Origin of the sequence: Bacillus sp. FSL R5-0654 (assembly GCF_038008745.1) — a bacterium.
Classification (GTDB): domain Bacteria; phylum Bacillota; class Bacilli; order Bacillales; family Bacillaceae; genus Bacillus; species Bacillus safensis.
In genome coordinates, this window is sequence record NZ_JBBOZV010000001.1 from 1,195,672 (window position 1) to 1,213,034 (window position 17,363).

Annotated in this window: 23 protein-coding genes and 1 riboswitch; of the genes, 16 read left to right on the forward strand and 7 right to left on the reverse strand. The window is 42.4% G+C overall.

Translation table 11 applies throughout. The annotated features are described in order from the left end of the window. The first annotated feature begins 43 nt into the window (after window positions 1-43). The 10 genes from NSS76_RS05830 to NSS76_RS05875 all read left to right on the forward strand — a co-directional run bounded on the left by NSS76_RS05830 (window position 44) and on the right by NSS76_RS05875 (window position 9,062). Entirely contained in the window at window positions 44-1,885 is a 1,842-nt protein-coding gene (locus NSS76_RS05830) for a monovalent cation:proton antiporter family protein (RefSeq protein ID WP_341081251.1), read from the forward strand. Window positions 1,886-1,944: 59 nt separating this feature from the next. Continuing rightward, a riboswitch (TPP riboswitch) is annotated at window positions 1,945-2,054 on the forward strand. A 77-nt stretch (window positions 2,055-2,131) separates the two neighbouring features. Then, on the forward strand, window positions 2,132-2,842 hold the full coding sequence (tenA, locus tag NSS76_RS05835; protein ID WP_024425024.1) for a thiaminase II: 711 nt from the start codon (window positions 2,132-2,134) through the stop codon (window positions 2,840-2,842). After that, window positions 2,817-3,434 carry a thiazole tautomerase TenI gene (tenI, locus tag NSS76_RS05840; protein WP_103132091.1) on the forward strand — a complete coding sequence of 206 codons (618 nt, stop codon included), beginning with the start codon at window positions 2,817-2,819 and terminating at the stop codon, window positions 3,432-3,434. The genes tenA and tenI overlap by 26 nt, the downstream gene beginning before the upstream one ends. Then, window positions 3,418-4,530: a glycine oxidase ThiO gene (thiO, locus tag NSS76_RS05845; RefSeq protein WP_341081256.1), complete on the forward strand. Its 1,113-nt coding sequence runs from the start codon at window positions 3,418-3,420 to the stop codon at window positions 4,528-4,530. The genes tenI and thiO overlap by 17 nt, the downstream gene beginning before the upstream one ends. Further along, entirely contained in the window at window positions 4,527-4,730 is a 204-nt protein-coding gene (gene thiS / locus NSS76_RS05850) for a sulfur carrier protein ThiS (protein WP_024426466.1), read from the forward strand. Before thiO ends, thiS begins: the two co-directional genes overlap by 4 nt. Before the next feature lie 4 nt (window positions 4,731-4,734). Continuing rightward, entirely contained in the window at window positions 4,735-5,502 is a 768-nt protein-coding gene (locus NSS76_RS05855; protein WP_041117145.1) for a thiazole synthase, read from the forward strand. Beyond that, a complete protein-coding gene (locus tag NSS76_RS05860; protein ID WP_341081258.1) occupies window positions 5,499-6,512 on the forward strand; it encodes a thiazole biosynthesis adenylyltransferase ThiF in 1,014 nt (337 codons plus the stop codon). The genes NSS76_RS05855 and NSS76_RS05860 overlap by 4 nt, the downstream gene beginning before the upstream one ends. Before the next feature lie 16 nt (window positions 6,513-6,528). Continuing rightward, a complete protein-coding gene (gene thiD, locus NSS76_RS05865) occupies window positions 6,529-7,335 on the forward strand; it encodes a bifunctional hydroxymethylpyrimidine kinase/phosphomethylpyrimidine kinase (protein ID WP_332284580.1) in 807 nt (268 codons plus the stop codon). A 150-nt stretch (window positions 7,336-7,485) separates the two neighbouring features. Beyond that, window positions 7,486-8,262, forward strand: coding sequence for an enoyl-ACP reductase FabI (fabI, locus tag NSS76_RS05870; RefSeq protein WP_024425017.1), 777 nt, complete (start codon window positions 7,486-7,488; stop codon window positions 8,260-8,262). 113 nt (window positions 8,263-8,375) lie between these two features. Next, the gene (locus tag NSS76_RS05875; protein WP_133743987.1) at window positions 8,376-9,062 is read left to right on the forward strand and encodes a CotO family spore coat protein; all 687 of its coding nucleotides are present in this window, start codon (window positions 8,376-8,378) and stop codon (window positions 9,060-9,062) included. A gap of 35 nt (window positions 9,063-9,097) precedes the next feature. On the opposite strand, the gene NSS76_RS05880 is transcribed toward NSS76_RS05875, so the two are convergent. The 5 genes from NSS76_RS05880 to NSS76_RS05900 all read right to left on the reverse strand — a co-directional run bounded on the left by NSS76_RS05880 (window position 9,098) and on the right by NSS76_RS05900 (window position 11,748). Continuing rightward, the gene (locus NSS76_RS05880; protein WP_044334783.1) at window positions 9,098-9,541 is read right to left on the reverse strand and encodes a CotY/CotZ family spore coat protein; all 444 of its coding nucleotides are present in this window, start codon (window positions 9,539-9,541) and stop codon (window positions 9,098-9,100) included. A 203-nt stretch (window positions 9,542-9,744) separates the two neighbouring features. Next, window positions 9,745-10,236 carry a CotY/CotZ family spore coat protein gene (locus NSS76_RS05885; RefSeq protein ID WP_003211658.1) on the reverse strand — a complete coding sequence of 164 codons (492 nt, stop codon included), beginning with the start codon at window positions 10,234-10,236 and terminating at the stop codon, window positions 9,745-9,747. 146 nt (window positions 10,237-10,382) lie between these two features. After that, a complete protein-coding gene (locus NSS76_RS05890) occupies window positions 10,383-10,886 on the reverse strand; it encodes a spore coat protein (RefSeq protein WP_024425014.1) in 504 nt (167 codons plus the stop codon). Window positions 10,887-10,974: 88 nt separating this feature from the next. After that, a complete protein-coding gene (locus NSS76_RS05895; RefSeq protein WP_024425013.1) occupies window positions 10,975-11,310 on the reverse strand; it encodes a hypothetical protein in 336 nt (111 codons plus the stop codon). Between the two features lie 42 nt (window positions 11,311-11,352). Continuing rightward, window positions 11,353-11,748 carry a spore coat protein gene (locus NSS76_RS05900; protein WP_341081263.1) on the reverse strand — a complete coding sequence of 132 codons (396 nt, stop codon included), beginning with the start codon at window positions 11,746-11,748 and terminating at the stop codon, window positions 11,353-11,355. 167 nt (window positions 11,749-11,915) lie between these two features. Here NSS76_RS05900 and NSS76_RS05905 point away from each other — a divergent pair, with 167 nt between their 5' ends. From NSS76_RS05905 to NSS76_RS05925, 5 genes are all read left to right on the forward strand, one after another. After that, window positions 11,916-12,266, forward strand: a complete 351-nt coding sequence (locus tag NSS76_RS05905) for a DUF1360 domain-containing protein (protein ID WP_024425011.1) — start codon at window positions 11,916-11,918, stop codon at window positions 12,264-12,266. A gap of 71 nt (window positions 12,267-12,337) precedes the next feature. Next, window positions 12,338-12,466, forward strand: a complete 129-nt coding sequence (locus NSS76_RS05910; protein WP_259279657.1) for a hypothetical protein — start codon at window positions 12,338-12,340, stop codon at window positions 12,464-12,466. A 90-nt stretch (window positions 12,467-12,556) separates the two neighbouring features. Beyond that, on the forward strand, window positions 12,557-12,778 hold the full coding sequence (locus NSS76_RS05915; RefSeq protein WP_024425010.1) for a hypothetical protein: 222 nt from the start codon (window positions 12,557-12,559) through the stop codon (window positions 12,776-12,778). A gap of 84 nt (window positions 12,779-12,862) precedes the next feature. Further along, complete coding sequence (locus tag NSS76_RS05920) at window positions 12,863-13,000, forward strand: YjcZ family sporulation protein (RefSeq protein ID WP_024425009.1); 138 nt, start codon at window positions 12,863-12,865, stop codon at window positions 12,998-13,000. A 138-nt stretch (window positions 13,001-13,138) separates the two neighbouring features. Beyond that, window positions 13,139-13,396 carry a stage VI sporulation protein F gene (locus tag NSS76_RS05925; protein WP_034282022.1) on the forward strand — a complete coding sequence of 86 codons (258 nt, stop codon included), beginning with the start codon at window positions 13,139-13,141 and terminating at the stop codon, window positions 13,394-13,396. Window positions 13,397-13,412: 16 nt separating this feature from the next. Here NSS76_RS05925 and NSS76_RS05930 read toward each other — a convergent pair whose 3' ends face one another. Further along, window positions 13,413-15,725, reverse strand: a complete 2,313-nt coding sequence (locus NSS76_RS05930; protein ID WP_341081268.1) for an ATP-dependent helicase — start codon at window positions 15,723-15,725, stop codon at window positions 13,413-13,415. Window positions 15,726-15,851: 126 nt separating this feature from the next. Between NSS76_RS05930 and NSS76_RS05935 the strand changes: the two genes are divergently transcribed. Further along, entirely contained in the window at window positions 15,852-16,109 is a 258-nt protein-coding gene (locus NSS76_RS05935; protein ID WP_103132083.1) for a hypothetical protein, read from the forward strand. Between the two features lie 98 nt (window positions 16,110-16,207). Here the strand turns inward: NSS76_RS05935 and NSS76_RS05940 are convergent. Further along, a protein-coding gene (locus NSS76_RS05940) for an IS3 family transposase (RefSeq protein WP_206534229.1) occupies window positions 16,208-17,358 on the reverse strand; the annotation gives its coding sequence in 2 pieces (ribosomal slippage) (window positions 16,208-17,085 and window positions 17,085-17,358; 1,152 coding nt in all). Window positions 17,359-17,363: the final 5 nt, after the last annotated feature.

The window sequence follows — 17,363 nt, forward strand, 5'->3', positions numbered from 1 at the left end:
AAGACTTAAAAAATTAAACATGAATGTTAGGAGGCTTTAGCCAATGGAGCATACATCTGTTTCATCACTCGTTGTCGTTATTATTGTCGCCTTTTTCACCCCTATTTTATTGCACCGATTTAAGCTGACCATTCCGGTCGTTGTAGCTGAAATCATCATGGGGCTCATCATTGGGAAAAGCGGCCTTCAACTGGTTGTCGAACATGATGCGTGGTTAGATACATTATCCATGCTCGGTTTTATTTTTCTGATGTTTTTAAGTGGACTTGAAATAGATTTTTCTTCTTTTGAGTCAAAGAAGAAAGCACGAGAACTTCCAAATGGTTTAAAAGAACCAAATACATTTAAAGCAGCCACCATGATTTTTCTTGGGGTATTTTGTATTTCTTTTATCTTGTCCTATGCGTTTGTACTCGCAGGATTTATCCAAAATGCCTTTTTAATGACGCTCATTATCTCTACCATTTCATTAGGCGTAGTGGTGCCAACCTTAAAAGAGGAAAAGTTGATGCAGACGAATATCGGTCAAATCATTCTGCTTGTAGCTGTCATTGCCGATTTGGTCACGATGATTTTGCTTGCTGTGTTTTCCTCCATTTATGGAGATGGAACAGGGAACATGTGGCTCCTGCTCTTATTATTTGCTGCAGGCATTCTTCTTTATTTATTTGGCCGCGTTTTTAAGACTAAGTCAATTTTTCAGTCGATGTCTAAAGGAACCGTGCAAATTGGGACAAGGGCAATCTTTACTCTCATTATAGTCTTAGTTGCCTTATCTGAATCACTCGGGGCTGAAAATATTCTAGGGGCGTTTTTAGCTGGCGTGCTTGTGTCCCTTCTTTCGCCAAATAAAGAACTCGTTCAGCAGCTGGACTCATTTGGCTACGGATTTTTAATCCCGATCTTTTTTGTGATGGTCGGAGTGGATCTGAATATATGGGCACTGTTTAAAGACCCGACGATTATGATCATGATTCCGCTTCTGTTTATTGCGCTGCTTATAAGTAAGCTCATCCCGATTCTTTATTTGAAAAAATGGTATGACATGAAAAAGGTCATTGGCTCCGGCTTTTTATTAACTTCAACTTTATCTCTCGTCATTGCAGCTGCGACGATTGGTGAGCGGCTCGGTGTCATTGATCATAAAATGTCAGGAGCGCTGATTTTAGTTGCTGTGCTAACGAGTATTTTAACACCTGTTTGGTTTAAAGCGCTGTTTAAAAAAGAACAAACGGCAAGCCATAAGAAGCGTGTGACCTTTATTGGTGCAAATCAGCTGACCTTACCTGTCACACTTGATTTACATCAGGATGAATATGACATTCGGATTTTGCATGTGTTTCAAGAAAATAAGGAAGCACTGCTGGCAGACTCTATCTTTGAAGTCGAATCAATTGAACAATACGACGATGAGACGCTGAGAAAGGCAGGCGTCGGTCAAGAGGATGTCCTTGTCGTCGCAACAGGCAGTGAGACGAAAAATAAGGAAATTGCTTTATTTGCAAAAGAAGAAGGTTCAAAACAAGTCATTGCAAGTGTCAACAAAGCTGAGGCGGAGCTGACATTGAAGGAAGCGGGAATTGATACGTTTTCTACTTTCCTGTCATCTAAAACGGTGCTAAGAGCTTTGATTGAAGCACCTGATGCGATTCGATTGCTAACAAATGAGGATTCTTCTTTGTATCAAATTCAAATGAACAATCATCGTTATCATAATGTCATGCTAAGAGAATTTCCTTTCACCGGTGATTTGGTATTTGTCCGTATTTTCAGAGGGGTAGACAGCTTAGTACCGCATGGAGATACGACACTTAGAAGTGGCGACCGTGTGCTTGTATCTGGCTCCCGGGAGTATGTGGCAGGACTAAGAGCCCAATTAGAATGACAATGAACCCTTGACCAATGAACAATTCCTGATTAAGATAGAGGTACAACATCATATATTTGATCCACTAGGGGAGTCCTTTAAAAGGGCTGAGATAAAAGTGTTCACTTTTAGACCCTCATTACCTGAACAGGTTCATACCTGCGTAGGGAAGTGGTGCGGTTTTTGACTATGCTTTTTACAAATTCCAAGCCACTTTCCACGCGGAAAGTGGCTTTTTTAATGGAAAAACAGGAGGAGAGGAACATGACGTTTTCAACAGAATGTAAAGAGGCTGCAGCAACATGGTGGAATGGAAGCTTTACACATCCTTTTGTCAAAGGGATTGGAGATGGCACACTTTCACTCGATCGTTTCACCTATTACGTGATGCAGGATTCTTATTATTTAACTCATTTTGCAAAGGTGCAGGCATATGGAGCGGCGATCAGTGAGGACTTACATACGACGGGCAGAATGGCGTATCATGCCCAGGGCACGTATGAAGCAGAGCTGTCGCTGCATCGGAAATTTACAGAGCTTCTGCAAATTTCTGATGAAGCCATTGAGAACTTTAAGCCTTCTCCCACTGCTTATGCGTATACCTCTCATATGTACCGATCTGTAAAAAGCGGACGGTTTGAAGAGATTTTAGCCGCGTTATTACCGTGTTACTGGCTCTATTATGAGGTAGGTGAAAAGCTGAAACAAACAACACCTGACCATCCAATTTACCAAGAATGGATTTTGACATACGGAGGCGATTGGTTTAAGGAACTCGTCTTCGAACAAGTGAACCGCTTTGATGAACTAGCAGAAAAAGCACCAGACCATGTAAGGGCCAATATGAAAGAAAATTTCGTGATTTCAAGCTATTATGAATATCACTTTTGGGAGATGGCGTATCAAAAAGAAATGTGGCAAACAGCATGCTTAGATGGGGTTGGTGCAAATGGAACTCCACGCAGTGACAAATGATTCCCTTCCTGCGGGTGAACTGATCAAACAAATAAGAGCCATAGCGTCTGAAGTGGATTTTATTCATATTCGGGAACGGTCTAAAACAGCAAGTGAGCTTGTTGATCTCGTGAAGAATCTCCTTTTAGAAGGTGTACCGAAAGAAAAGCTCGTGATCAATGACAGAGTAGATGTTGCGCTGCTTACCAATATTCACAGGGTGCATCTCCCGGGCCACAGCTTTTCGCCAAAAGAGCTGCGAAAAAAATTCCCTCACCTTCATGCGGGAGTGTCTGTCCATTCGATAGAAGAAGCAAAAGCAGCAGAGAAAAATGGAGCAGAGTATGTCATATTTGGGCACGTATATGACACCTCTTGTAAACCAGGACTTCAGGCAAGAGGTGTACAGCTTGTGAAAGAACTGACTTCTGCACTAACAATTCCAGTGGTGGCCATCGGCGGGGTGACCCCAGAACGAGTTCCAGAATTGAAACAAGCAAATGTGAAAGGAATTGCTGTCATGTCTGGGATTTTTACTCATCATCAGCCGCGTATGATGGCACAAGCATTTTCTGAAAAGGTAAAGGAGAATCCTTATGAAAAAGCATTATGACGTTGCAATCATTGGTGGTGGAATCATAGGGATCTCCATCGCCTATCACCTTGCAAAAGCAGGAAAACAGGTGGTCTTATTTGAAGCGAATGAGATAGGGAAGCAAACGACAAGTGCGGCTGCCGGGATGCTCGGTGCACATGCTGAAGGAGAGGGTCATGAGGATGTTTTCTTTCAGGCAGGCAGAGCAAGCCAGACATTGTACGAAAAATTAAAAGTCGATCTTCTGCATGAATCAGGTATTGATATACGAACTTCAGCGGGCGGTATCATGAAGGTCGCCTTTACAGAAGAAGAGAAGCAAGCCCTTTGCCGGATGCAGCATTTGTCTACATTTCAATGGCTTGACGCAAGCAGCGTAAAAAAATGCATGCCTCAAGTTACAGATCACATGCTGGGAGCAGGTTTGATTGAAGAGGATGTGCATGTGGAACCTTACGCTGTATGCAGGGCTTTATGGCAGGCGGCTGTCCGGTACGGTGCAGATGTGAAAGAGTGTACACCTGTGATCGAAGTGAAGCGGGACAAAGAAGCGTTAACTGTCAGAACAACGAAGGGCACATTCATATGTGATGAACTGACAGTCGCAAGTGGTGTATGGTCTGGCCGTTTTTTTGAAGAGCTCGGATTATCGCATTCTCTTTATCCAGTAAAAGGGGAATGTGTGTCTGTATGGAATAATGGTCCGGCGCTCGCACACACCATTTATCATGATCATTGTTATATCGTTCAGCGAGATAGCGGAAAGCTTGTCATCGGCGCAACAATGAAGCCAAACGAGTGGCAGGCTGTTCCAACGCTTGGCGGCATGGAAGCTGTGATTCAAAAGGCGTCTCAGCTTATGCCTTCTATTAAGGAGATGCCGATTGAAGAGTGCTGGGCAGGCCTTCGTCCGGCGACAAACGATCGGCATCCTTATATCGGAAGACATCCAGAAGACAAGCGTATTCTTTTTGCTGCAGGGCATTACAGGAATGGCATTTTACTTGCGCCGATTACGGGAGAAATCATTCGTGACCTGATATTAGGCGAACCGGTCAAAGAGGAATGGCTTCACGCGTTTCGTATTGGACGAAAGGAGGCACTATTCGTATGAAGATTCAATTGAATGGCAGAATCGTTGATTTCGATCAAGAGAATGGAACGATCTATGATCTGCTATCAGCCTATCAGCTTGAAAACCGTGTGGTGATCGTTGAAAAGAACCATGAAATCATTGATAAAGAAGCGTTTCAACAAGTAGAAATTCAACCAAATGACACAATAGAAATCGTTCATTTCGTAGGAGGAGGATGATCCAATGCTGCACATTGGCGGAAAAACATTCACATCAAGACTATTACTCGGAACAGGAAAGTACCCATCATTTGAGGTTCAAAAAGAAGCGGTGAACGTATCGGAAGCCGAAATTTTAACCTTTGCCGTCAGAAGAATGAACATATTCGAAGCATCTCAGCCTAATTTTTTGGAGCAGCTTGATTTATCAAAATATACGCTGCTTCCGAATACAGCTGGAGCAAGTACAGCAGAAGAGGCAGTGCGTATTGCCCGTTTAGCAAAGGCTTCTGGGCTTTGTGACATGATCAAGGTAGAAGTCATTGGCTGTTCAAGGTCTCTTCTGCCAGATCCAGTTGAAACATTAAAAGCATCTGAAATGCTGCTCGAAGAAGGATTTATCGTGCTGCCATATACATCTGATGATGTGGTGCTGGCAAGAAAATTAGAAGAACTCGGTGTCCATGCCATTATGCCTGGTGCTTCACCGATTGGTTCAGGCCAAGGCTTACTAAATCCTTTGAATCTCTCATTTATTATTGAGCAGGCGAAGGTGCCGGTCATTATTGATGCTGGCGTAGGTTCTCCGAAGGATGCAGCTTATGCGATGGAGCTTGGAGCAGACGCTGTATTACTAAATACCGCTGTGTCTGGTGCAAAGGATCCTGTGAAAATGGCAAAAGCAATGAAACTCGCGATTGAATCAGGAAGACTAGGCTATGAGGCAGGACGTATTCCGCTGAAAAACTATGGGACAGCGAGCAGTCCACAGGAAGGAATGCCGACATTTTGAGCACTCGTTATTCACGCCAAGAGCTATTTCAGCCAATTGGAACAGAGGGACAAAAGCGGCTAAATGACTCAAAGGCGGTCATTATTGGAGCGGGGGCACTTGGAACCGCAAGTGCTGAAATGCTCGTTCGTGCCGGCGTTGGTTCTGTCACTATTTTGGACCGAGATTATATTGAATGGAGCAACCTTCAGCGTCAGCAGCTTTACACGGAGCAAGACGTGAAGGATCGGCTGCCAAAAGCTGTGGCGGCTGAAAAAAGACTCAAGCAAGTAAACAGTGACGTGCACATCAAAGGAATCGTGGTCGATGTGACTGCTCACAATATTGACGAACTTGTCAGTGAGGCTTCAATCATTGTCGATGCAGCGGATAATTTTGAGGTAAGAATGATTGCAAATGATGCCGCTGTCAAACATCAAATTCCGTTCCTTTATGGGGCCTGTGTAGCTAGTTATGGCATTCAATTCACAGTGATCCCTGGTGAAACGCCGTGTTTACACTGTCTGCTTGAACATTTACCCGCACAAGGAATGACATGTGATACAGCAGGTATCATTAGTCCAGTTGTGCAACAGGTGGCCGCATATCAAGTGGCAGATGCACTTAAATATTTAACAGGACATCAAGTGACGCCAATTTTAAAATCCTTCGATTTATGGAAAAATGAACGGTCTGACATTCGGTCGGCCGCGTCTTTAAAGAAGAAGCAATGTCCAAGCTGTGGACTGAAGACCTATCCATTTCTTTCATATGACAAGAGAGCGAAGGCAGATGTACTATGCGGCCGCAATACGGTACAAATCCGCAGTGCAGCAGAAACACCGCCGCCTTTACATGAAGTAGCTCTTCGGTTAAAGAGGGCAGGGATGGATGTGCTTGAGAATCCATATTTGCTTTCGTGTCAAAAGGATGAGTTTAAGCTTGTCTTATTTAAAGATGGCAGAGCGCTTGTTCATGGTACGAATGATATTGCCAAAGCAAGAACCATTTATCATCAATGGATTGGCTAATGAGAGGTGTGAAGAAATGACGATCAAAAAAGCATTCACAATCGCGGGTTCTGATTCTGGCGGCGGAGCAGGCATTCAGGCGGATTTGAAAACTTTTCAGGAGCTCGGTGTGTACGGAATGTCTGCGATCACAGCGATTACTGCGCAAAACACACTAGGTGTTCACGGGATATACCCGCTTTCAATTGAGGCGTTAGAGCGTCAAATAGATGCAGTGGCAGAAGACTTACTGCCAGATGCCGTCAAAACAGGGATGCTGTGGAGTGCAGACATGATCAAGATTGTAGCTGAAAAAACGGTTCAATATGATATGAAGCTGATTGTAGATCCAGTCATGATCGCAAAAGGAGGGGCCTCTTTATTAAATGAAGATGCGGTCTCTGCGATGAAAACACACTTGCTGCCTGTCAGCTATGCTGTAACGCCGAATCTTCCTGAGGCAGAAGTACTGACAGGGATACAAATTCAGACGAAAAAGGACCGCTATGTGGCGGCGGAGCGCCTTTATGAGCTAGGTACGAAACATGTCGTGATTAAAGGCGGCCATGGTCCATCTGATGGGATGATTACAGACCTGCTGTATGATGGAAAAGGCTTTATTGAAGTCACAAATGAACATATTGATACACCGCATACACATGGCACAGGCTGCACGTTTGCAGCAGCATTAACAGCTGAAATTGCGAAAGGATATTCGATGAAGGAAGCCTTTGAAACAGCAGAAACCTTTGTTCATGAAGCCATTAAATTCCCTTTGCGTATTGGATCTGGACACGGGCCTACGAACCATTTTGCTTATCAGCAAAACAGAATCAAACGATAAAGAAATCGAACCGTCTTCACTTATGAAGACGGTTTTTTCGCAAAAATGAAACTTTCTTTCAGCGAAAATTGTCATTCTCTTATGATCTGTGATAATATTATGATCAGGTACTAATACTATGTCTTGAAAAAATAGGAGGCTTTATTACATATGAACTTTTCTTTAGAAGGCCGTAATATCGTGGTTATGGGTGTTGCCAATAAACGAAGCATCGCTTGGGGAATTGCCCGCTCACTTCATGAAGCTGGAGCTCGTTTGATTTTTACTTATGTTGGAGATCGTCTTGCTGAATCGGTAAAAGAGCTGGCAAGCACACTTGAGCGTGATGATTCTATCATTCTTCCATGTGACGTGACAAGTGACGAAGAAATCGAAAAATGTTTCGCTGCAATTAAAGAAAAAGTACAAGTCATTCATGGCGTTGCGCATGCCATTGCATTTGCAAACAAGGAAGAGCTTGTTGGAGAATACTTGAACACGAACCGTGAAGGTTTCCTTTTGGCGCACAACATTAGTGCATACTCATTAACTGCTGTAGCAAAAGCAGCACGTCCATTGATGACAGAGGGTGGAAGCATTGTGACGCTTACATACCTCGGCGGAGAGCGTGTTGTATCAAACTACAACGTAATGGGTGTAGCGAAAGCATCACTTGAAGCAAGTGTGAAATATTTAGCAGCTGATTTAGGCGCAGAGGGTATCCGCGTGAACAGTATTTCTGCTGGTCCAATTCGTACGTTATCTGCAAAGGGCATCAGCGGCTTTAATACCATTCTGAAGGATATTGAAGAGCGTGCACCGCTCCGCCGTACAACAACTCCTGAAGAAGTTGGCGATACAGCTCTATTCTTATTCAGTGATCTATCTCGCGGCATGACAGGTGAGAATCTGCATGTTGATTCCGGCTTCCATATCATTGCCCGCTAAACGAATACATGACTTGCAGCATACCGATGAAGGGTATGCTGTTTTTTATTTTTCTTCTGATTTGAGGCCTCCGTTCATATATATAAGGAATGAATCATTCGGGAGGGATTAGTATGTCAAATAAAGGTGATGAGAATCAAAAGCCGCTGATGTATATTGTTCAGCCGAGCTATCAAGAATCAAAGCCGGCCATGCAAAATATTGTGAGAAAGCGAAAGAAATCAGAAAAACAGCCAGAAAGTGAGACCAATGTAAAAGATGTGATCAAAGAAAGCACGCAGGAGGAACCTGCCGCTCAAGAAATAGAGCATAAAAAAGAAGCCGAGCCGCCTAAACTTCAACAAGAACGAGATATGACACACGAAGCTGAGTTTACAGAAGAACAAGAGATCACACAAGAAGCAGAGGCTACACAGGAACAAGAGGATACACAAGAAGCCGAACTTACACAGGAACAAGAAATCACACAAGAACCAGAGCTCATACAAAAGCGAGAGCCTCAAGAAGAAGAGGGAAACCAGCCAGAAGGTGTTTTTCATGAAACAAAAGAAGAACCAAGAAGAAAACGAGTGAAAAAGCCTTTAAGTCAGATGAGTATTGATGAAAAAGTCGATTTTCTCACAAGACTGCCTCATAATATGCCAAGAGCTCTTTGTCTGATTGAAGCTGATGGTAAAACATATAGAGGAATCATCATGGATCGAAAAGATGATACTGTGATTATTCGTACAGCAGGCGGGGGAAATCCAGTCGAATTAGCGATTGCTGAGATTACTTCCATCCATCCGCTAGGTTTTTAACTAATAAAAAAAGTCCCTTATAGGGACTTTTTTTGTTAGCAGTTACGATTGATGAGTCGTGGGTTTAGGCACTCGATTGCACAGAAGCAGTCAAGGTCTACTTCAACGCAATACTTCGATTTTTCTAATCGGAACACATCACATAAAGAATCTTTATCTGTAAAATCTAAAATATGACGGTCTTTGTCAAATGCGATAAGCAAGCTGAGTGTTGCGCAGTGATCACAGATGTGTTCGACTCTGAAAAATGCAGTGCTGAAGCAAGGACCTGGATCTACTTCTCCGACGTTTCCGAATGCGACGAATGGTTTTGATTTGGATGTAAAGAGAACAAACGGGACAGTGTCACCTAATGAATGTGATGGAGAAAGGAGATTGCTGTAACAGCTGGTCGGGCACTCTTCTTTGACAGCATTTTGCAAGTCGCTAATGTTTTCAACAGCCTCTGTTACACAGCTCCATGAATGGTTGCGGCTCATATTCAACCCTCCTATACTAGGAAATTTGTTTGAGTGTTTGAGCACTGTCATCATCTACAAGCTATCTTTGCCGGCTCGTGCATCTACTTTTAACCAATGCGGAAGCGGCCGCTTCTTATGCTGACTGCTCCGCATGATTGGCTGTCATTCGTGAGGAAGGGGATGCTTTGACTCATGACAAGTTAGATCAGCGGCCTGTTGATTTAGCCGTGGTGATGATGCTTTTTATCTTTCGATGGCATGACTCTGTCGACAAGCTCTGGGTTTAAGCATTGGATTGCGCAGAAGCAGTTTAAATCAACCTCAATACAAAAGTCCGTTTTTTCTAGACCAAAGAAGTCAGGGTCACAAGGGTGACACACGCTCAGCGTATGTCCGTGTACATCAACTGGTCTTAATACAGATAACGTAGCACAGCAGTCGTGTAATTTTTCAACCCGGAAGAAAATAGATTCGAAGCATTGGCAATCGTCAACGAATCCTCCAATGTTTCCGAAAGTAGAGAACAACCCGCCCTTTTTATCAAAAAGTAAAAACGGAATCGTATCTTTTCCAGAAACTGTTGGGCTTAATAAATTACTGTAGCAGCTCGTAGGACATTTATCTTCTACAGCTTCCTGCTCTGCTAAAATCTTATCAACCGCATCGCATACACAGTTTTCATCATGTCGGCCATGGTGTTTTCCGCAGCTCATGGATTTCAGCTCCTTTAACAAGGTATTTGACTTTAGTCCTTAACAACATATGTATGCGCCCTCTAGTTGGTGTGGGTAAATGACCATTTATATTTGTTGTATTTTTATAAAAGGAAAAGCAGAGCTTTTCGCTCTGCTTTTGGACATTAGAGGATGCCGATTGCAACGATTGTCGCAACAAGAGTTTGTGTAAGTGTTTGGATTGCGATAGAGATGTCCGCATCGATTGTAGAGACTGTAACGTTTCTTGAATTTTCGATGACAAGTTTTTGGCGGTTTGTTTGTTTGTGAGTAGCAGCTTGTAAGAGATCCTGCGTGACGCGGTCTGCCAAATCACCGTCTGCGATTGAGATATTTGTAATGGTGATGATCGCTGTTTGAATCGCTACTTGGATAGATGCTGCAACCTGTGCATCGACAGAAGATACGTTAATGTCACAAGAGTCTCTGACGATAATGACTTCCTCAGATGTCTGCTTTGTGAAGCTTACTTGATCCAAGTCTTGTAAGATATCTTCATCATCATAATAATCGTCACAAAGTGCTTTTCTTTCATAGTTGCAATCGTCGTGGTGTTCGTGGTGTCTGTGGTGTCCGTGGTGTGTACAGTTACGATCTAGAGCGACCCAAGAATATGGTTTAGAATCCATTTCTATTCCTCCTTCCGTTTACTTTATTAAATGCTGGAATGCGTGGTTTTGTCTCGGGCATTTACCCTAGCAGGCAACCCATTTTTATTTAATCGTTATTACGCTGCGCATTACGACGCTGCTGAATACGATTTCGAAGTGAGTTTCGATTTGGACGTACTTTTGGTTCAGGCACTACTTCTTCCGGCTGTTTTGCTGCCTCAGCCTGCCTTTTTTTCTCCTGCTGCTGTTCTACGAAATCATTTGCTTTCTTTTGTAAGTCCTCGACTAATTTCAAAATCATTCTTCTTTGATCGTCTGAAATTTTTGCTTTCTGATCATCAGTGATATTGTTTTTGTTTAACACATCACTGACAAGAAGACTTGTTAATGGATCAATATCCGTATTGATTTGAAACTCCTTTTTTTCGTTCTCTTCAGCCACGATGATTTCACCTCTTTCATACGTCATTAGAAAAAGAAAGGGTCAAAGAATGCCGGCTTCAACTAAGAGCACATTCAATGTTTGAGTGAGAATTTGGACGGAGTTCATAATGGATGCATCTGATAATGTTATCGTAATGTTATAGCAGTTGATGATTTGAATCACAGTTTTCTTTTGGACTTCCACTTGTTGTGTGGATAAAAGCTGGTCTGTGATGTCAGCAGCCAATTCATCGTCTGGTACAAGAATTTGGATTAAAAGAGTAATGATTGTCGTTACGGTCGCTTGAAGGGAGAGTGCGGCTGTTACATCTGTTTTATGAATTGTGACATTTTCGGAATCTTTGATCTCAATGAAATCATCATAATTGCTGATTAATTCGTTTAACAGTTGTGTATACAATTTTTCAGCACTTTCTTCAATAGACAATACTTTCACTCCTTTCTTATCTATACATTATTTAATGCAACAAGGACGCAAGGTGGAATCGGAAAGTGTGAAAAAGTACAACCCAATTTTATTTCCGCTCGATTCATCATGTCGGTCTTTTTTCTTGCATATATAAAGAAAGGACGGAAAAAGAAGAAAGAAGGAGGTGGAGGCTTCTGAGCGGTGCTTTGTCATTTGTCGTGTTTGCCCTCGCATCCTTTAGACTGACGAGACTGATTGTGTTTGATACCATTACTGCGCCATTCCGCCGTCTATTTCATGAAGAACAGGAAGAGGTAAACGAACAAGGTGAGGTCGAAACATATATCATCATTAAAGGGGAAGGACTGCGGTCTTGGATTGGAGAACTGTTAAGCTGTTATTGGTGTACTGGCATATGGTGCACTGCTGCCTTACTTCTGATATACATACTTTTTCCTGTCATCAGCATGTGGCTTAATTTACTATTAGCGATTGCCGCAGCAGCAGGCATCATTGAAGCGGTTGTCTCGAAGCTTGTGAAATAAACAGGCATTCTGATCAGACACGCTTTCAATAAATGCATATACTATCATGGAATAGGAAAGGAAGGGTTGCGATGAAACCAACTGAAACGCCGTCACATATGCTTCAAGGTTATCCAGCGCAGTCAAATCAACAATCAGTATATACGAAGAAAATCAAGAAAAATGGCTGCGGCTGTGGAAACAAAAAGAAACCTCAATAATAGAAGAGAAAAACAAAAGCCGGATTTATCCGGTTTTTTTGTTGCCCTTTTTTTGAGTGATGCATATGTAAGAGAGAAGGGGTGACCAGAATGGATGCATTCGAACAATTAATCGGTTCTTTGTTCACTAAACCGCATGATGGGAAAGAACAAGCGCACGAGAAGGCTGAAATGGATCTAACGGATAAAGCGAATGATCTTGAGGAGCACTTAAAAGCATTTGGCGTGAAGATGGAGGCTTTTGCGAAAGAAACAGAAGCATTCATGATGCGTCATACAGAGGCAGATTACGTCTTTAAACAGCAGAAATAAAAATTCCGCACTTTTTTATGTGATCGTCCAAACCATTTCTTGCATTTTTCATACTTTGTAAGGGAGAAGAGGAGGTGCTTAAATATGAGTTACGGTTACGGTGGCGGTTGTTGCGGCGGCTACGGTGGTGGCTACGGCGGCGGATATGGATCAACATTTGTTCTTGTCGTAGTGCTTTTCATCCTTTTAATCATCGTTGGTGCTTCTTTCTTTAACTACTAAAAAGTAAGAAGGTGAGGGAAGCAAGGGGGAAGCCTTTTGCTTTCCTTTCTCTTTGGTCAAACAAGGCTTTAGGATAGGCACATATCTCGCCTATTTTCATATAGTAAGGTGATTACTCCACAAAGAGGAGGCAAATGAATGGATAATAAATTCTTTAAAAGCGTAGAAAACAAAACCGGTGTGAATATGAATGATGTGTTTAAACTTGCAGGTTCTTTGCAAAATGCCAACTTTAAAGATGAGAATACCGTTCGAGGTGTCATTAAAAAAGTAGCACAGCTTGCGAACAAACGTGTACCTAAAGAAATGGAAGACAAAATCGTTCAATCGATTACAAGTGGAAAAGAAAAGCTTGATTTCAATACAATCTCTAAAATGATGAACAACAAAAAATAAACAACAGGCTCTCCGTTTAAAGGGGGGCCTGTTGTTTTTGCGTAAATAATTCACGGTTTTTCTTTAGAAGAGGATACAAAAAACGAGAACGATGAGCCGTTTTTCCTCGTCTAAATGAAGGAACAGACAGATAAAGAGATTGTTCAGCTCTTGTCATGGCCACGTATAATAAACGGCGCTCTTCTTCGAGCGCTTCTTCATGACCGTTTCTGAGTTCATCCAGTGAGAAATCATGAGGCAGTGCTCCGTCGACCACACAAGTGATGTATACTGTCTGGAATTCAAGTCCCTTTGCGCGGTGGATCGTCATGAGCTGAACACCGGGTTCATCTGTTTTTTCCTTTTCGGCAGACTTCATATGTTCGGCATGTGCGAGAAAGGCTTCAATCGTTTCAAAGCGTTTGGCGGCTGTTTTCACATCACGTACATCATCCGCCCCTTTTTCAAGTACATTCGTATCGTTCACCCGTTTTTTTAAGTAATCACCGAGTCCCATCTTTTGTTCAATAAATGTCACCGCGTCTGATGGCTTTAATGTTCGTAATGTTCGGAACAAAGGAACGATTGATTGCAGCTTTTTCTGTTGAAACGGCTGTATATCTGTCAGTTTTCCGAGCGCTTCTACCATTGAGCAATCTTCTGTGATGGTCAGTGCCTTTAGTGTATTCAGGGTTTGCTGCTTTAAAAAGAAAACCGGCAGCAGCTGTTTTATGGCGGCCACATCGTCTGCATCCTGACTTAAGGAAAGAAAGGCGAGAAGAACCCGAACCATTCGTCTGCTGTAGAAGGCTTTGACGCCAGCATCCGTCTCATATGGAATCGCCGATTGATGCAGCCGTTCATAAATCGCACGGCCGCCTGTATTTGTTCGAAACAGCACGCAGAAGTCATTCGGCTTTGCACCATTTTTAATTTTCTCCTGAATATCTGCGACAATCATGGTCGCTTCCTCTTCTTCATCATATGGATAGAAGAGCGTCGGAGGAATTTTCTCCGCGCGCACGGCTTTTAACGTCTTCTCATAACGATGCTGATTTTTCTTAATAATCGCATCAGCACTTGCGACAATTGTATGATGAGAGCGGTAATTCGCATGTAAATGGACGATCTGAGCCGAAGGATAGTCCTGTTTGAATTCAAGAATGAAAGCTGGATTGCTCCCTCTAAAGGCGTAAATGGCTTGATCATCATCCCCTACACAAAATAACTGCTCTGATTCTCCGGCTAAAAGCTGAATTAATTGATATTGCACTGGATTAATATCCTGAAATTCATCCACTAAAATATACTGGAATCGTTCTTGATACCGTTTTAGCAGTTCTGGCTGTTCTGTGAGCATATGTAAGCAGGCAATCGCCATATCATCAAAGTCAAATTGCTGATGATCTCGTTTTTGCTGTTCATATGATTGATAGATCGTCCACATGTGTTTTTCCTTTTCATCCTTCAAATCAGGAAGTTCACCTGGTAAAAAAGCATTTTTCCAATAGCCGATCGATTGCAGTACTTGATCGGTAGGGTAGTCTTTCTCATCAAGTCCTTCATTCATCATAGCTTTTCGAATGTATTGCTCCTTTTGCCAGTCAAACTTGATCAGATGCTGGCCGTTCCATTTGTTTGCGTCATTGTGAAGCAGCATTTTATAAAAAAGACTGTGGAAGGTGCCTGTCACTACTTGGCTGGCTTGTGAAGGATGAAGCTGGTATTGCTTGCGCAGTCTTTCTTTCATCTCATTGCTCGCTTTTGTGGTGAAAGTTACGAGTAAAATATGGTGAGCAGGAATATGATGATGGGACATGAGATAAGCCGCTCTAGCCGTCAAGACTCTTGTTTTCCCGCTGCCGGCACCAGCCAGTACAAGCATCGGACCATCTTGATGTGTGACAGCTTGAAGCTGCGGTGTGCTAAAGGTGATATGCGGAAAGAGGTCGATCGTATGAACTTCTTCATTCTCTTCTAAATGTAAGGCGTCGCTAAATTGAATCGACCTTGGTTCCTGCCAATCATATGATTCGCTCGTTTGCGAGATGATCTGTTTGCCGGTTGGAAAACGGAAGCCTCCAAGTTCTTTATAGGAAGCCTTTTCCTCTTGTTCAGCCGTTTGATGATGATCTGCTTGTTCTTCAGCTTTTTCACAAATCTCTTGCTGAGACATGTGCTTATGAATAAAGGCAGGTTCATCATGTATATTTAATCTAAAAAAGACCGGTTGTCCGCAATATGGGCAGAATAATTGTCCTTTTTTTCCCTCGTCATGGAGGAATTGATAGTGTTCTCTCGAATACGTATGTAATGAGATCGTTCGATCATGTCGTCGTGCGCATTTCAAAGCTAGTCCTCCAATAGTCAATCAATCTTAAAATGAAACACATCTAATCATATCAAATGAGGCGTGTTTCAAACAGTCATAATTAGGGAATAGTAGAATAGAAGAGAAGCAAAGGAGGCGTTCTTGATGGGATATATAGCCCCGATTCAGCCGGATCTGTATTTTCAATATATCAATCGTCCAGCTCCTCAGGATAAAGAAGACTATGCGAAAGTAACAAAGGTTTCTCGCACCTTTCATGACAAGATATACAGAGAGCTGGAGAAAAAAGAGGACTTAGTGACAGAAGCGGAAATGAAAGTACAGCAAAAAAAGCGGGAACGCTTTGTACGAGATATGTTTATGGAGGAAGGCAAGGGCATTCATATTAATACGTATATATAAATGATTGCGCTTTCCTCCTGTGACGAACGATAATGAAAAAGAAAAAGCCAGGGCATCTGGGACTGACCCCCGTTTTTGAGACAGGGATCAAAACACCTTTATACAGCCAATTGCCGATAGTTGATCGGTGATTGGTTGTTTAGTTTTGTTTGAATACGAATGTTGTTATAATAATAAATGTATTCTTTGACAGTGCGTTCTACGATGGTGGTCGTAGTTCGATCAATGCTGTTAAGATAGAACGTTTCAGACTTTAGCGAGGAATGAAACGATTCGATGGAGGCATTATCAGCGGGCGTCCCTTTACGGGACATGCTCATGGTAATGCCTTTTATATGAACAGCTTTCTGATACTCGTAAGATGTATACACAGAACCTTGGTCGCTATGTAACACACAGTTTTCAGGCAGTGCTGGGAGCTGATCAAGTGTGTTTAAAATAAAGTCTGTGTCCTGCTTATCACCAATCGTAAACGCAATCACTTCTCCATTATATAAATCCAATATACTGGAAAGGTACAATTGTTTCTGTCCATAAGGCAAATACGTGATGTCCGTTACTAGTTTTTCAAGAGGACGATCAGACTGAAAGTTCCGATCCAGTATATTACCGGCCACGGCATAGGGCTGCCCATTCTTCTTACGCTTTTTCATTTTAACCCGGCACTGCCACTGGTTTTTCTGCATGATACGTTGAACAGTTTTATGGTTAATACGCATTCTCACTTTTAGTAAGGCTGTGATTTTTCGGTATCCATATCGATACTTGTGCTCTCGGCACAACGTGCCGATTTGCTTCTCTAGTTGTTTTTTAGAATGATTCTGAGTCAGATCTTTTTTCCATCTATAGTACGAAGCGCGAGAGATGCTTAAATGGACACAAATGTCCTGTACTGTCATCATTTTGCACAATTCTTCTACTAGTTTGATTGACGTTTCCTTATCAACTTCCTTTCCAATTCGTTGTACTTTTTTAAAACTTCATTCTGTTGACTCAGATAGCGATTTTCTGCCTGCAGTCTCTCTAATTCGGAAGAGTACTCGGGACCCTTTCCATAGGTATATTGTTTTCCAACAGGCTGTTCGAACCGGTGTGTATCCCCAGCCTTATGCCACCTCACCCATGTCTGAACCTGCGTTTTATTTTTGATATTCAATTCCTGCATGATCTCTTTCATAGATACGCCTGCCAATCTCATGTCTACAGCCTTCTGCTTGACTTCAACCGGATAACTCACTCTTGTCCCCATAGAAA

Coding starts and splice junctions, on each gene's coding strand:
- NSS76_RS05830 (WP_341081251.1), top strand. CDS start 44: ATGGAGCATACATCTGTTTCATCACTCGTTGTCGTTATTATTGTCGCC.
- tenA (WP_024425024.1), top strand. CDS start 2,132: ATGACGTTTTCAACAGAATGTAAAGAGGCTGCAGCAACATGGTGGAAT.
- tenI (WP_103132091.1), top strand. CDS start 2,817: ATGGAACTCCACGCAGTGACAAATGATTCCCTTCCTGCGGGTGAACTG.
- thiO (WP_341081256.1), top strand. CDS start 3,418: ATGAAAAAGCATTATGACGTTGCAATCATTGGTGGTGGAATCATAGGG.
- thiS (WP_024426466.1), top strand. CDS start 4,527: ATGAAGATTCAATTGAATGGCAGAATCGTTGATTTCGATCAAGAGAAT.
- NSS76_RS05855 (WP_041117145.1), top strand. CDS start 4,735: ATGCTGCACATTGGCGGAAAAACATTCACATCAAGACTATTACTCGGA.
- thiD (WP_332284580.1), top strand. CDS start 6,529: ATGACGATCAAAAAAGCATTCACAATCGCGGGTTCTGATTCTGGCGGC.
- fabI (WP_024425017.1), top strand. CDS start 7,486: ATGAACTTTTCTTTAGAAGGCCGTAATATCGTGGTTATGGGTGTTGCC.
- NSS76_RS05875 (WP_133743987.1), top strand. CDS start 8,376: ATGTCAAATAAAGGTGATGAGAATCAAAAGCCGCTGATGTATATTGTT.
- NSS76_RS05880 (WP_044334783.1), bottom strand. CDS start 9,541: ATGAGCCGCAACCATTCATGGAGCTGTGTAACAGAGGCTGTTGAAAAC.
- NSS76_RS05885 (WP_003211658.1), bottom strand. CDS start 10,236: ATGAGCTGCGGAAAACACCATGGCCGACATGATGAAAACTGTGTATGC.
- NSS76_RS05890 (WP_024425014.1), bottom strand. CDS start 10,886: ATGGATTCTAAACCATATTCTTGGGTCGCTCTAGATCGTAACTGTACA.
- NSS76_RS05910 (WP_259279657.1), top strand. CDS start 12,338: ATGAAACCAACTGAAACGCCGTCACATATGCTTCAAGGTTATCCAGCG.
- NSS76_RS05915 (WP_024425010.1), top strand. CDS start 12,557: ATGGATGCATTCGAACAATTAATCGGTTCTTTGTTCACTAAACCGCAT.
- NSS76_RS05920 (WP_024425009.1), top strand. CDS start 12,863: ATGAGTTACGGTTACGGTGGCGGTTGTTGCGGCGGCTACGGTGGTGGC.
- NSS76_RS05925 (WP_034282022.1), top strand. CDS start 13,139: ATGGATAATAAATTCTTTAAAAGCGTAGAAAACAAAACCGGTGTGAAT.
- NSS76_RS05935 (WP_103132083.1), top strand. CDS start 15,852: ATGGGATATATAGCCCCGATTCAGCCGGATCTGTATTTTCAATATATC.